This window comes from Deinococcus aquatilis DSM 23025 (assembly GCF_000378445.1).
GTDB classification, from domain to species: domain Bacteria; phylum Deinococcota; class Deinococci; order Deinococcales; family Deinococcaceae; genus Deinococcus; species Deinococcus aquatilis.
The window spans coordinates 40,862-52,671 of the sequence record NZ_KB899695.1 but is presented as its reverse complement, the minus strand read 5'-3'; the positions used below and the strand labels follow the sequence as shown (position 1 = coordinate 52,671).

Sequence of the window (11,810 nt, the reverse complement as noted above, 5' to 3'; positions counted from 1 at the left end):
CCGCCATTCTCACTGCTTTTGCTGGATTCGGCCACCCGGCAGAATCAGCCAATGCACGCCCATGCCCCGGGTGATGTAGGTGCTTGAGCGTTGGCTCGCTGCTTGTTGGTCAAACGTCAACACCGCCCCGCCGTCATCCGTGATTTTGAGGGGAACCCACCAAGTCCTGTTGGGTTTGAGTTCCGGCTGCTGAACGCAGTTTCCCGGTTTCAAACATACCCGCACGCCCGTGACCGCCGCGCCACTCCGGTTCAAGACTTGCAAATCGACAACCGGCGAGAAGGCAGAGAAACCCAGTGCAGCCAGCCTCAGCAGGCCCAACAGAAGAAAAGCCGTGAGCCAGATGCGCCGGGAGATCATTGGGGCAGTGTGTCAGTCACGCTCTCTGGAGGCGTCCCACTTTGGATAGAGGCTGGGTCAGCAGTGACCGTCAGCGGAAACACGCCCGTAAACAGCCTCGGCCAGCTCAGGTGCGGCTGCCCCAGCTCCAGCTTCAGCCCTGACCCGCCCCAATGCCTGTCCCACACGGCCTGAATGCGCGGTGTGATCAGCTCCTGCAATGTGGCTTCGGCGTCGGCTCTGGTTTCTCCCAGATCGTAGGGGCTGGGGCTGCCCAGATGGGCGCGAACCTCGGCGCGGGCGAACGCCTGATACAGCACATCGTCTACCACTCGGGAAAATACGGCTTCGGCGTGGGCGGCGCGGTTCTGCACCTGTGCGGCCAGCGCCCCGAACGCCACTGCGCTGCCCAGCGTATTGCCCGCCGTGTTCCACGCGCTGAAGCCTGCGAGGTCGGCCAGCGCCAGCCCTTGCAGCAGCGTCCACAGCCGCCGCTCGGCTCCGTTGGGATAGGCGATATCGGCCAGCGAGACGGCCCGCCCTGCGTCCAGATCGGCCTGAAGGGTGTCCACGAAGGCGGGCAGATGGCGGTGAGGTGTATCCACGGTGGCGAAATCGGGCTGCACATTGGCCTGACGCAGCCCCGGCGTATTCACGGCCAGCACGAAATCAGCCTCGGCGGGGCTGTCGGCCAGCACGCAGCCCGCGCCGCGCAGGTGCGCCCGCACGAGTTCCCCCGCCGGACGGTCCTCGTAGATCAGGCCCGCGCCCGCGCCCAGTGTGCCGCTGTAGCGCACCCACGCCCGCGCCGGGGGCAGGCCGCGCCGCAAGGCCCGAGTGAGCAGGGCGCACGGCACCTCGTCGGCTCCGGGGTAGCAGTCGAAGTGCGCCCATACGCCCAGTTCATCGGCGCGGGCTTCCAGCATCCGGCGGTCCAGAGCGGCCAGACCGTACTCGCTGGTATCGTCCAGAGTCACGCTGAGGTGGGTCAGCACTCCCTGCGCCAACAGCTCCAGCGCGTGCAGGTGCAGGACGCGGTTGCGCTGGCGGGTGCCCACCCAGTCGGCCAGAATGTGCGGGGGCAGGGCAGCGTGGGCAGCGGTTAGGGCGTCTCGTTCGGCTTCACCGTGGCGGGCGTGCCGATCTGCGGCCACCGAATAGGCCCGCAGCCCCGGCCCCCACTCCCCGTAATATTCTTTTTCTTCGTGTGGGTCGTTGTCGTGGGCCACCCGCACCACCACGCCGTGGGCATAGATGTGCAGGTTCGGATTCAGCGCCCGGACTTCCCGCAGCACGTCCAGCCGCTCCAGGGCCACCTCCAACCCGTCTGACACGCGCCGCGCCGGGATCATGCCGCCCAAGCACAGGGTTTCCAGACACACGATCAGGGCGTCGGCCTGTTGCACCTTATCCAGCAGCCAGGCCCGCAGCGTGGCGGTATTGCCGGGGGTAAAAAAATGTGGCAGAGCCTCGGTGGGCGGCACCTGAACGGCGGCTCCGGTCATGTGGGCCAGCCCCAGCGGGTGCGCCAGCGTGGGTGGACGGGTATCGGGCGGAATCAGCAGCAGGCGGGTCACGGCTCAGAGTCTGCCAGAAATACGGAGTCTGCCAGAAAGAAGGCCAACACCTGATCCCGCATCCTGACGCTGGTGTAGTGGCCCACGCCCGCAAAGGTCGCCTCGTGCAGCAGGTGGGCGGTCCCGGCCTCTGCATAGGCAGTGCGGTAGGCGGCGGCGGTAGGCGCGTGGTGAGCAGCCAGAGGAAAGGTCGGGTCGGCCTCGCCACTGGCGAGCAGCAGAGGAGTGGGCGGGGTTTGGTCGGCGTGGGTCACGGGCCTATAAGCCTCCAGAAAAGCCTGCAATTCGGGCCGCCCCACCTCCGGCTCTGCCCACACGCCCGACGTGATCAGGGCCGCCACACGCGCCACACGCGGCTCGGTCTGCATCAGCGTCTGGGCTACATAGCCGCCCATGCTGCTGCCCACCACCCACAGCGGGCGCGGTCCCAACAGGTCTTCCAGTGCGTCGATCAGCGCCGGAGCCTCGGCCACCGTGCGGCGCACACTTTCCCAGACGTACTCGCGGGCGTTGTGGTCGGGTGGCGTGTCGCCTTGCCGCTCGCCGTGCAGGGCCGCGTCTGGAATCACCACCGCCACGCCCCGCGCCGTCAGCGCCGAATACACGCCCAATTTGCCCTCTTTGGCCGCCCAAGCGCCGTGGTACACGAGGCACACGGTCTGAATCTCCGTGCCTTCTAGCGGGCGTTCGATCAGGCACGGCACGCCCGCCAGCACGCGGCGCTCTATCTGATATGGCGTGTGGCCGGACATGGGCGCGGCGTGTGGGTCGCTGGGCGAAAAGTCGCGGGTCATGCGGGTTCCCAGCGGGCAGAAGTGCCAGCATCCCACACCCACACATCTGGATTGCGGAGGCCCGCCCAACCGTCATAATCCAGCCCCAGCGCAAGCGCCAGCAGATTGCCGTGCGATACGACGGCGGTCGTCCCAGCCGGGTCGCGAGCATCCTCCAGCACAGCCAGAATCCGGGCGCGGGCAGCGTGGCCCGATTCGCCGCCGGGGAGGGTCAGGTGGTCATCGCCAAAGCTTTCGCGCAGGCATTCCATCCAGTCGGCGCGGTCTGCACTGCTCAGTACCCGTTCGGTCAGGCGCTCATCGGTCTGCACGGGCAGGCCCAGCCGCCGTGCCAATGGTTCTGCCGTCGCCACGGCCCGCTGCCAGGGACTGCTCACTATCCGGGTGATGCCGCTCTCAGACAGGCTTTCCGCCAAAGCTTCGGCCTGCGCCACGCCTTCCGGCGTCAGGGGGGCGTCCGGCGCTTGCCCAGCGGCTCTGGCATGGCGAATCAGCAGGAGCCTCCCGCTCATGTCTGTTCTCCCGCCTTTACCCTCGGCGCGACAATTTTCCGAATCACCCGGATCTGGCCCTGGTGATTCACCTCGTCCTCTATGACGTGGAACCACGCCCAGTGCTGATTCATCTCCTGTCCGCTGCCAGCGCCAAGGTCGGAGGCCAGCCAGACATCGTCCCGCGCCGCCAGACCGTCCATCGTAAGGGCCGACGCCGCTTCCAGCTCGGTCAGATACTCGCTCAACTCGCGGCCCCGGATATGTTCACGGGCGGCCTCGTTCAGGTCCAGCGCCAGACGGTACGGCGCGTAGCTTTCATCATCAAACACGTCCCGGCCCTCAAACGACAGCCCGTGGTAGATGCGGTGAACGGCGGCGATATGCGCCAGCAGCATCCCCACCGAATTGCCGAAGCCAGCAGGAATGGTGTCCAGTTGCTCTACCGTCAGGCCAGCCACTTCATGCATGGTGGTCAGGCGTGTGTAGTGCAGCATCTCGATCAGTGCGCCGATGTGCGGCGTAAGGAGGGGGTCGTCTTGCGGCAAAATCCGGTAGGCCCGCACGCTGCGTAAATCTGCTGCTCTGCTCATACCAGCCCTCCCCGCGCCCTCATCTCGGCCTGAAGCGCCGCCACATCTACAGCCCGCACGTCGCCCCCAGAATCCCGCGCTGCCCACGCCGCCGCGATGCCCGCCGCCTCGCCCATCGTGTGGCAATTCTGCTGCACGCGGATGGCCGACTGTGCCTCGAAGCTGCTGCTGGCCGCCCGCCCCGGCACCAGCACGTTGCCGACCCCCTGGGGCACGATGGCGCGGTAAGGAATCTCGTGGAAGGCGTCGGGCGCAAAATAGGGGGCGCTGCCTTCGCGCTCGTGGATCAGTTTGGCTCCGCGTGGGCTGTGAATATCCACCGGGTAATGGTTGCGGCAGATCGAATCGGCAAAGGTGCGGCAATCCAAGATGTCTTCCAGCGTGAGGGTGTAGTCGCCCACGATGCGCCGCGTTTCCCGCACGCCCACCATCGGCGCGTAGGTGCCCACGAAGGCCGATTCACAGCCCGGAAAAAAGGCGCGGCAGAAGGCGGTCAGGCGGTCTACCGCTTCTCGCCCGTCAATCTGTGCGCCCGTGAGGTGCCAGGGGTCTGCGCCGTCGTTGTATTCGGCCCGGATGCGCGGGCAATTGAAGCTGATTTCGCCCGGACGCCCCGGCACACTGAAGCCCTGAAAATAGTCGCCGTCGCGCTCCCGCAGCACGCCCGCTTCGATCCCCTTCCGGAAGAGGGATTCCAGCGTGCTGCCCTTGCCCCAGACCATCCAGAAATGCATGAAGTCGGGCGATTCCTGTCCCTGCCCCTGTGCCCGCAGGAAGGCACAGAGCCGCGCCGTGTCTATGCCTGCCAGCGTAAAGCGCAGACTCATGGCCTGATGAACGCCGTCTGCATCGCCGCCGTGAAAGCCTGCGCCAGCGGCCACGGCAACATCGGCGTCTCCGGTGGAATCGATGACCACGCGGGCGGGCAGGGCTTGCAGGCCGCCCTTGTTGTGAATCACCAGTGCCGATACATGTTGGGCTGATAAATGCTGCCCCTGCATTACCGGGGCCACCACATGCGTGTGGTACAGCGCCTCGCCGCCCGATTCCAGAAGCATCTGCTCCAGCACCACTTTCATGCCCTCTGGATTGAACCAGTTGTCGTTGCCGTTGGCATCTATGCCGCCGTCGCCACGTGCGATCAGGCGGGCTTTGAGTTCATCGGTCAGGCCCCGGTTCAGGTTGCGCCCGCCCGACACGTTCCGCATCAGCGGCGTGACCCAGGCGTTGGTGCCCGTGCCGCCCAGACTGCCGAAGGCCTCAATGACCAGCACGCTGGCCCCGCTGCGGGCGGCGGCAATTCCGGCCATCGTGCCCGCCGTGCCGCCGCCTGCCACCAGCACATCCCACTGGCGCTCCAGAGTGCGGTAGGGGAGGGTTTGGGTTGAATGGGTGTGGGCTGGAAGGGTCACGGGAACACGATCCTAACGACTCCCGCCAGCTTGCCGTTCACGCTGACGGCGATTTTGTCTCCCATGCCATTGCCTTCCGCACTGGGAAAGAGTGCTTCCGTGTAGCGCACTGGGAAAGTACGAAGCTCCAAAGTGCATGGCTGAGATGCATCTCTACGGCGCAACATCTGGAGTTGCAGGTTAATTTGTCCACTAGAACGGGTGACGATCATACGGTCATAGGTGGCGCACCCATTCCCACCCGCCAAGATTTTAACGGTCAACAAGGCCCCGGCCCTGACCTCTGCGGGCAAGCTCACCGCCTGAATGGAAAGGTTTACGTAGGAATCCGCAGATGAGGGAACCGCCTGTCCGGGAGAAGAAAAGGCACAGAGCAGGATCAGAGCGGCCTGGTTCAGTCCTGTGCGGCTCCTTCCTATTCGGCTCACCCCTTCACCGCGCCTTCGATCCCCTTCATAAAGTATTTTTGCCCGAAGGCAAACACGATCAGAATGGGCAGGATGGTCAGCACTGCGCCCGCCATCACGGCGCGGCTGTTGGTGGAAAAGGTGCCGCTGAGTTCCAGCAGGCCCGCCGACAGCGGCAACAGTTCCTTGTCTCGCAGCACGATTCGTGCCCACAGGAAGGAATTCCAGTAGGCCACGAATTCCAGAATGGAGAAGGCCACGATGGTCGGCAGCGCCAGCGGCAGCATCACGCGCCGCCAGATGGTCAGTTCCCTTGCGCCGTCGATGCGGGCGGCCTCGATGAGTTCCATCGGTACGCCCAGATAAGCCTGCCGGATCAGAAACAGGCCCACAATCGAGGCCATGCCCGGCAGCACCACAGCGGCGTACTGCGCCAGCACGTTCAGAACCGGGTTGTCCTGGCGCAGCAGGCCCAGATTTACGGTGGTGGAATAGTTGACGATGAGGCCCGCCTCGTTGGGCAGCACCATCAGGGTCAGGATGGCGTAGAAGATCAGGTCGCGGCCCGGAAAACGCATCTTCGCCAGCGGATAGGCCGCCAGCGCCGCAAAACTGACCGTCAGCGTGACCCCCAGCGTGCAGATGATCACGCTGTTGAGCACCATGCGCCAGAACGGAACTGTGGTGCCCTGAAACACTTCCACGTAATTTTTGAAACTGAAGCCGGAGGGCCACAGCTTGGCCTGATAGATGTTGCCCGTGGGTTCAAAACTCGTGATCAGCGTCCAGTAAAACGGGTACAGCATGATCAGCGCGATGACGCCCAGCACGAAGTAGGCCAAGCCGTTGGTCAGGCGGTCTTTGCGGCGCTTGCGGGCACGCAGGCCGGAGGCGACGTGGGCGGTTTCCTGCGCGGTGGCGGCCTGACGCTGGGGCGGTGTGGTGGCAGGTTGCTCAAGCATCGGCGCGTCCTCCCCGAGTCAGGCGGAAGTTGACGAGGCCAAACAGAATGCTGATCACGGCGATGATCAATCCGGCGGCGGCGGCCTGACCGAATTTGAAATCCACGAACGCCCGCGAATAGGTATAGAACAACGCCGTATAGGTGCTGCCCGCAGGCCCGCCGCTGGTCATCACGTAGATTTCCTCGAAGACCTTGATGGCACTGATGGTGGACAGCAGGCTGCACACCAGAATCGTGGGCCGCAGCCCCGGCAGAGTAATGTTCCAGAACACCTGCAGGCGGGTCGCGCCGTCAATGACTGCGGCTTCTTCAAGCTCGGGCGCAATGGCCTGCAATCCTGCCAGATAGAGCACCATGTAATAGCCGATGCCCTTCCAGAGCGTCACGAACATCACCGCGTACAGCGCCGTAAACGGATTGTTCAGCAGGCTGTGCGGCTCTTTCATCAGCCCGAGGGCTTGCAGCACGAAGTTTACGGGGCCTTCTTGCTGATACATCCAGGTCCAGATCAGTCCGACCACCGCAAAACTGGTCACCACCGGCACGTAATAGGCGGTGCGAAAAAAGCCGATGCCCTTCATGGGGCGGTTGACCAGCATGGCAACGGCGATGCTGAGGCCCTGAATGATCGGAACCACCAGAATGTATTTCAGGCTGTTGCGGAGGCCCGACCAGAATTGCTCGTCGCTTGTCAACTCCCGGAAATTGTCCAGCCCGACCCACTCCGGCGGTGAGATGACGTTGTATTTGGTAAAGGCCAAGTAGGTGCCGAAAAACACAGGCCATGTGTGATACACGACCAGCAGGATCAGGAACGGCAGCATGAAGGCGTAGGCGATCAGGGTATTTCGCACGGTCACTTGCGCCCCGGTGCCGCCCCGCTTGTGTTGCTCACGGCGAGATTCACGCCGGGTAGGGATGGTCATGCCCGGCAGTTTACGGGGGCGGGCGGCCTACGGGATGAAGACATGTGGGCAAGCCAGCGCTTTGGGCCAACAAAAAAGCAGGCGCTCAGGAGGTTGTGGCTCCGAACGCCTGCGCTGAGGCTTGCTAGGAAATTGGAGGGTTAGGCTTAGCGCCCGTCGCCGTCTTTTGCTTCGCTCTTGCCTTCTTGGTACTCGGCATGGGCCTGACGGTTATGGAGTTCTGCCTTGGCGCGGTCTTCCGTGGCCTTGGCTTTGTCCATGGCGTTGTCGGCGGTGCTGCCCCCAACATGGCTTGCCACTTCATGTCCAGCAGCGCGGGCGCGGTCTGCACCCTCGTTGATCTTGGCTTTGGCGGCGTCCACCATATTTCCTAGCGTACTTTTGTCTTCACTCATCGCGTGAACCTCCTGTCCGTTGGATTCCCGATTGGGTCTGTCCAGCTTGCGCCCGGCCTCCGGGTTTCAGGTGAGGAGATTCCCAGCGGATCGTTACCTTTGGCGGGGGGCAGGACGGATAAAACGCGCTGGAGGTTCTCCGGTTGAGGGGAAGAGAAGCTGACTTTTGGCCGCCAAAACTTTGAACCGCGTCTAAACCTATACGGTAACAGCCCCACTTTGACGGCACTCATCTTCGGCACGCTACAGTTGCAACTGAAATGGAAACTCATATCAAGGTGCCCGCGCAGGGCGAAAAAATCACCATGCAGGACGGCAAGCTCAGCGTCCCCAATCATCCGGTCATCCCGTTCGTGGAGGGCGACGGCACGGGTGCAGACATCTGGAAGGCCAGCGTGCGCGTGCTGGACGCTGCCGTGGAAGTTGCCTACGGCGCAGAGAAGAAGATCGAATGGATGGAAGTCTACGCAGGCGAGAAATCCACGCAGGTCTACGGAGAGGGCGAGTGGCTGCCCGCTGAAACGATCAAGGCGTTCGACGAGTACCTGTTCGGGATCAAAGGCCCCCTGACCACGCCTGTGGGCACGGGCATCCGCTCGATCAACGTGGCTCTGCGTCAGGAACTCGACCTGTATGCCTGCGTGCGTCCCGTGCAGTACTTCGCGGGCGTGCCCAGCCCGGTCAAGCGCCCCGAAGACGTGAATATGGTGATCTTCCGCGAGAACACCGAAGACATCTACGCCGGAATCGAGTACAAGGCCGGAACGCCCGAAGCCGATAAAATGCGCGATTTCCTCGTCAATGAAATGGGCGTGACCAAAATCCGCTTTCCCAACACCTCCAGCTTCGGCATCAAGCCCGTGTCTCAGGAAGGCACCGAGCGTCTGGTGCGGGCCGCCATTCAGTTTGCCATCGACAACGGGCGCAAGAGCGTTGCCATCGTGCACAAGGGCAACATCATGAAGTTCACGGAAGGCGGCTTCCGCGACTGGGCCTACGACCTCGCCAAGCGCGAATTTGGCGGCGTGGAGATCGACGGCGGCCCCTGGCTGAAGCTCCCCGGCGGCATCGTCATCAAAGACGTGATCGCGGATAACTTCCTCCAGCAGATCCTGCTGCGCCCCACCGAGTACGACGTGATCGCTACTTTGAACCTCAACGGCGATTACGTGTCCGACGCCCTCGCCGCGCAGGTGGGCGGCATCGGCATCGCGCCCGGAGCCAACATCAACTACGTGTCGGGCCACGCCATCTTCGAGGCCACGCACGGCACGGCCCCCAAGTACGCGGGCAAAGACGTCATCAACCCCAGCTCCGTGATTCTGTCGGGCGAAATGATGCTGCGCTACATGGGCTGGACCGAAGCCGCCGACCTGATCCTCAAGGGCCTTGACCAGACCATTCAGCAGCGCGTCGTGACCTACGATTTCGCCCGCAATATGGAAGGCGCGACCGAAGTCAAGACCAGCCAGTTTGCCGACAAGATCATTGAAAATATGCGTGGGGCAGGCGCTTAAGCCCTAGCACCGCAGCAGGAAAGCAGGAGCCGGGGCTGGGTGCCTCGGCTCCTGCTTTTGCCGTGGCTGTCCCGTCTTTTTCCACTCACCCCTGACGACTCCCCACTCACGCTTTATACTTCCTCCATGACCCGCCTTCTCTTTGCCCTTCTGGGCGTCATTTTGTTGGCGGTGACTGCGCTGGCACTGGTCTGGCTGGCCGGACAACTGTTGCTGGGTCTGGGCGTGTTCGTGGTGGGCGCGGCGGGTGTGCTGGGGCGGCTGCTGTGGTATCTGGCCTTTACAGGCGTGCTGGCAGGCATCGTGTTTTTTGTGGCGAGTGCATGGCGGCCCGCCTCACGCGTGGCTCCGGTTCAGGCGCAGGTGCAGGTACGGCCCGCCAAAAGTGCCAGAACCAGACCCGTCAAAGCCAAGGGATTCAACTTCAGGGCAGCTCCGGCCAGTACCAGCAAAGTCACTCAGGCGGCCACAGAAGCCCTGGGTACCGACCCACCACAGAGCAGCCCCAAGCAGAGCAATACAGAACAGGACTGACCCCGGCCATTTCTTCTGGGCGTGCTGGCACAGGGTTCATCCGTGTGGCCGTAACCCACGCTTCAGTTGAGGCAACAAAACCGGGTAGAATACCAGATTGTGACGCGCTGCCGCCCCATTGCTCCAGAGGCGCTCCAGCCTTGGGTGCAATAAGTCCCCGGCGCGTACTCCCGGAGGACTTTTGAGTTCAGTCAGCAGCAATTCAGGCAACACTATTTCCTATGGTTCCGATTACTGGCGCACGGCCATCAAGCCCTTGCTGGACGCAGAAACCGGTACCATGTTCAAACACGCGCCTATCCGGGTCACCCTGGCCTTCCCCAACCGCTACAGCGTGGGCATGGCGTCTCTGGGCTATCAGGTCATCTACCGCATGTTCAATCAGGAAGAAGGCGTGGCCTGCGAACGTGCCTTTTTGCCCGACGATGTGGAAGCCTTCGAGAAGGGCGGCCAACCGCTTCCGACCATCGAAACGGGGCGTGCGGCGGGCAACTGCGAACTGTTTGCCATCAGCGTCAGCTTCGAGCTTGACCTGACCAACATCATCCGGCTCCTCGATATTGCCGGAATGCACCCCCTACGTGAGAAGCGCGACGACTCCGACCCTGTGGTCATGGTGGGCGGCCCGCTGACCAGTTCCAACCCCTACCCGCTGACCCCTTTTGCTGACGTGATCATCATTGGTGACGGCGAACAGATCGTGCCCGTGGTTTCCGAGGCGCTGCGTGAAGCCACCTCCCGCGAGGACTTTTATGATCTTGTGGACGGCATGCCGGGAGTGTTCCTGCCCGCCCGCCACACGCACGAACCCAAGTGGGCCACCGCGCCCAAAGAGCTTCTGCCCGCCTACAGCCAGATCGTGACGCCGCACAGCGAACTGAGCAATATGTTCCTCGTGGAAGCCCAGCGCGGCTGCCCCCGCCCCTGCACCTTCTGCCTTGCCCGCACCATGTACGGCCCCAACCGCAACAATCAGGCGCAGGAACTGCTGGACGTGATTCCCGATTGGGTACAGAAAGTGGGTCTGGTGGGCGCGGCCCTCAGCGACTTTCCGCATACCAAATATGTGGGCCGCACCCTGACTGACCGGGGCATCAAACTGGGCGTGTCGTCCATCCGCGCCGATACCGTGGACGCGGAACTGGCCGAAATTCTGAAGGCGGGCGGCCTGCGAACCTTCACGGTGGCTTCCGATGCGCCGTCCGAGCGTCTGCGCCGCTGGCTGAAGAAAGGCATCACCACCGAAGACCTCACCAAAACCGCGCAGATCAGCCGCGATCTGGGTTTCAAGGGCGTCAAGGTGTACATGATGATCGGTCTCGGCCCCGAAAACGACGACGATATTTCGGAACTGATCGCGTTTACCAAAGACCTCGCCAAAATTAACCGCATCGCGCTGGGCATCAGCCCGTTTGTGCCCAAGCGCCATACGCCGCACTTTGCCGACGCCTTCGCAGGCGTGCAGGTCATCGAAAAGCGCATGAAACGCATTCAGAAAGAACTCCGCACCACCGCAGAACTCCGCAACGTCTCGGCCAAGTGGGCCTGGGTGGAAAGCGTCGTGGCACGCGGCGGCCCCGAGGTGGGCATGGCGGCCTATTCCATCTACCGCAACGAGAGCATCGGCGCATGGAAAAAGGCGCTGGAAGAGGTGGGCTGGAGCGACGAATTTGAAGCCAACTCCGCCGCCATCGACCTGCCGCCCGGTCAGTATGCCCCCGGAGAAGTCAGCGCCCACGCGCAGGGCTTGGCTGTTTAAACCTCAAACTGATCTCTGAATTCTGCGCCCGTCCTCGTCCCTTATCTGGGATGAAGGCGGGCGTGGTCTTTGTCGTCTGGTGGGCAGATATTAGGTGGTTCA

At 63.1% G+C, this 11,810-nt stretch carries 13 protein-coding genes; 3 read left to right on the top strand and 10 right to left on the bottom strand.

Translation table 11 applies throughout. From position 1 onward, the window contains the following. Window positions 1–9: 9 nt before the first annotated feature. From F561_RS0100265 to F561_RS0100220, 10 genes are all read right to left on the bottom strand, one after another. Window positions 10–360 (bottom strand): hypothetical protein, encoded by a 351-nt coding sequence (locus F561_RS0100265; protein ID WP_019007929.1) that lies wholly within the window; start codon window positions 358–360, stop codon window positions 10–12. Further along, complete coding sequence (locus F561_RS0100260) at window positions 357–1,916, bottom strand: DUF4127 family protein (RefSeq protein WP_019007928.1); 1,560 nt, start codon at window positions 1,914–1,916, stop codon at window positions 357–359. The genes F561_RS0100265 and F561_RS0100260 overlap by 4 nt, the downstream gene beginning before the upstream one ends. Next, window positions 1,913–2,710: an alpha/beta fold hydrolase gene (locus tag F561_RS0100255; RefSeq protein ID WP_019007927.1), complete on the bottom strand. Its 798-nt coding sequence runs from the start codon at window positions 2,708–2,710 to the stop codon at window positions 1,913–1,915. The genes F561_RS0100260 and F561_RS0100255 overlap by 4 nt, the downstream gene beginning before the upstream one ends. Continuing rightward, entirely contained in the window at window positions 2,707–3,222 is a 516-nt protein-coding gene (locus tag F561_RS0100250) for a histidine phosphatase family protein (RefSeq protein ID WP_019007926.1), read from the bottom strand. Before F561_RS0100250 ends, F561_RS0100255 begins: the two co-directional genes overlap by 4 nt. After that, on the bottom strand, window positions 3,219–3,794 hold the full coding sequence (locus F561_RS0100245; RefSeq protein ID WP_019007925.1) for a DinB family protein: 576 nt from the start codon (window positions 3,792–3,794) through the stop codon (window positions 3,219–3,221). The genes F561_RS0100250 and F561_RS0100245 overlap by 4 nt, the downstream gene beginning before the upstream one ends. Then, entirely contained in the window at window positions 3,791–5,206 is a 1,416-nt protein-coding gene (locus F561_RS0100240; RefSeq protein WP_019007924.1) for an FAD-dependent oxidoreductase, read from the bottom strand. The genes F561_RS0100245 and F561_RS0100240 overlap by 4 nt, the downstream gene beginning before the upstream one ends. Next, window positions 5,203–5,469: a hypothetical protein gene (locus F561_RS0100235; RefSeq protein ID WP_211214785.1), complete on the bottom strand. Its 267-nt coding sequence runs from the start codon at window positions 5,467–5,469 to the stop codon at window positions 5,203–5,205. The genes F561_RS0100240 and F561_RS0100235 overlap by 4 nt, the downstream gene beginning before the upstream one ends. Window positions 5,470–5,630: 161 nt before the next feature. Next, a complete protein-coding gene (locus F561_RS0100230) occupies window positions 5,631–6,575 on the bottom strand; it encodes a carbohydrate ABC transporter permease (RefSeq protein WP_019007922.1) in 945 nt (314 codons plus the stop codon). Next, window positions 6,568–7,503 carry a carbohydrate ABC transporter permease gene (locus F561_RS0100225; RefSeq protein ID WP_019007921.1) on the bottom strand — a complete coding sequence of 312 codons (936 nt, stop codon included), beginning with the start codon at window positions 7,501–7,503 and terminating at the stop codon, window positions 6,568–6,570. Before F561_RS0100225 ends, F561_RS0100230 begins: the two co-directional genes overlap by 8 nt. Before the next feature lie 146 nt (window positions 7,504–7,649). After that, entirely contained in the window at window positions 7,650–7,898 is a 249-nt protein-coding gene (locus tag F561_RS0100220) for a hypothetical protein (RefSeq protein ID WP_019007920.1), read from the bottom strand. Window positions 7,899–8,158: 260 nt separating this feature from the next. On the opposite strand from F561_RS0100220, the gene icd reads away from it, so the two are divergent. From icd to F561_RS0100205, 3 genes are all read left to right on the top strand, one after another. After that, a complete protein-coding gene (icd, locus tag F561_RS0100215; RefSeq protein WP_019007919.1) occupies window positions 8,159–9,415 on the top strand; it encodes an NADP-dependent isocitrate dehydrogenase in 1,257 nt (418 codons plus the stop codon). A gap of 126 nt (window positions 9,416–9,541) precedes the next feature. Then, window positions 9,542–9,949, top strand: a complete 408-nt coding sequence (locus F561_RS29835; RefSeq protein WP_019007918.1) for a hypothetical protein — start codon at window positions 9,542–9,544, stop codon at window positions 9,947–9,949. 280 nt (window positions 9,950–10,229) lie between these two features. Then, a complete protein-coding gene (locus F561_RS0100205) occupies window positions 10,230–11,708 on the top strand; it encodes a radical SAM protein (RefSeq protein WP_051096786.1) in 1,479 nt (492 codons plus the stop codon). Window positions 11,709–11,810: the final 102 nt, after the last annotated feature.

Coding starts and splice junctions, on each gene's coding strand:
- F561_RS0100265 (WP_019007929.1), bottom strand. CDS start 360: ATGATCTCCCGGCGCATCTGGCTCACGGCTTTTCTTCTGTTGGGCCTG.
- F561_RS0100255 (WP_019007927.1), bottom strand. CDS start 2,710: ATGACCCGCGACTTTTCGCCCAGCGACCCACACGCCGCGCCCATGTCC.
- F561_RS0100250 (WP_019007926.1), bottom strand. CDS start 3,222: ATGAGCGGGAGGCTCCTGCTGATTCGCCATGCCAGAGCCGCTGGGCAA.
- F561_RS0100245 (WP_019007925.1), bottom strand. CDS start 3,794: ATGAGCAGAGCAGCAGATTTACGCAGCGTGCGGGCCTACCGGATTTTG.
- F561_RS0100230 (WP_019007922.1), bottom strand. CDS start 6,575: ATGCTTGAGCAACCTGCCACCACACCGCCCCAGCGTCAGGCCGCCACC.
- F561_RS0100225 (WP_019007921.1), bottom strand. CDS start 7,503: ATGACCATCCCTACCCGGCGTGAATCTCGCCGTGAGCAACACAAGCGG.
- F561_RS0100220 (WP_019007920.1), bottom strand. CDS start 7,898: ATGAGTGAAGACAAAAGTACGCTAGGAAATATGGTGGACGCCGCCAAA.
- icd (WP_019007919.1), top strand. CDS start 8,159: ATGGAAACTCATATCAAGGTGCCCGCGCAGGGCGAAAAAATCACCATG.
- F561_RS29835 (WP_019007918.1), top strand. CDS start 9,542: ATGACCCGCCTTCTCTTTGCCCTTCTGGGCGTCATTTTGTTGGCGGTG.
- F561_RS0100205 (WP_051096786.1), top strand. CDS start 10,230: ATGTTCAAACACGCGCCTATCCGGGTCACCCTGGCCTTCCCCAACCGC.